Source organism: Clostridium drakei, assembly GCF_000633595.2.
GTDB lineage: Bacteria > Bacillota > Clostridia > Clostridiales > Clostridiaceae > Clostridium_AM > Clostridium_AM drakei.
On record NZ_JIBU02000110.1, the window covers coordinates 1 to 868 of the forward strand.

At 31.6% G+C, this 868-nt stretch carries 2 tRNA genes; both read left to right on the forward strand.

Annotated elements, in window-relative coordinates:
- The first annotated feature begins 61 nt into the window (after positions 1 to 61).
- Positions 62 to 138: transfer RNA gene (locus tag EG57_RS0225000), tRNA-Ile, on the forward strand.
- A 3-nt stretch (positions 139 to 141) separates the two neighbouring features.
- Positions 142 to 217, forward strand: a tRNA-Ala gene (locus tag EG57_RS0225005).
- Positions 218 to 868: the final 651 nt, after the last annotated feature.

An 868-nucleotide genomic window follows, 5' to 3' on the forward strand; every position in this document is an offset into this window, starting at 1 on the left:
TTATAGTGCCGATGGTACTGCAGGGGAGGCTCTGTGGAAGAGTAGGTCGTTGCCAGGTTAAGGATCTTTAGCTCAGTTGGTTAGAGCAACCGGCTCATAACCGGTAGGTCCGGGGTTCGAGTCCCTGAAGGTCCACCATATGGGGGTATAGCTCAGTTGGGAGAGCATCTGCCTTGCACGCAGAGGGTCAAGAGTTCGAGTCTCTTTATCTCCACCATAAAAGAAGCAATAAATGTTGCTTCTTTTTTTATGTTTTTTGATATAAATATATAAGTATCAACTTTCATTGAACAAGGTGAAAATATAAGAAATATTCATTACAAGTAAACTCTAACTAAGTCTAGCAATCACTTAATTTGTAAATTACTCAACTTTTGTATATGTAAAAGTTTAAATTAATATAAAAATATTGTGAAGCTTTTGTTTTGTAATGTGCTTGTTATATTATATTAAAGTTTTGTATGTGCAATGGGTGAAAAAAGATAAAGGTAAAACTACAGTTCCAGGTGTGTCAACATAATTAAAATTGAGTAAAACTTAAAAAAACATATAAAATATAACGTAATTACAATTAACGAGTAATTTAGAGTATAATTAACAGTAAATTTGTGATACAATAATGCATGTCGCTTGAGATAATAGTAATACCTAAGAAAATTAAGTTTAGATGAATAGATTGAAGTTTAATTTTCTAAAAAATATTTTGTTTTTTTATGAAAAAGATATTTGAAAGGTATTGACAAAATCTTGGGTAACATGGTATTATGTTAAAGCTGTGTGATGCAGCAAGCTTAACAAAAAAGAATTTAAAAAAAGTTCTTGACAAGGTTAAGCAGACATGGTAAGATATAAAAGTCGCTGAGATGCG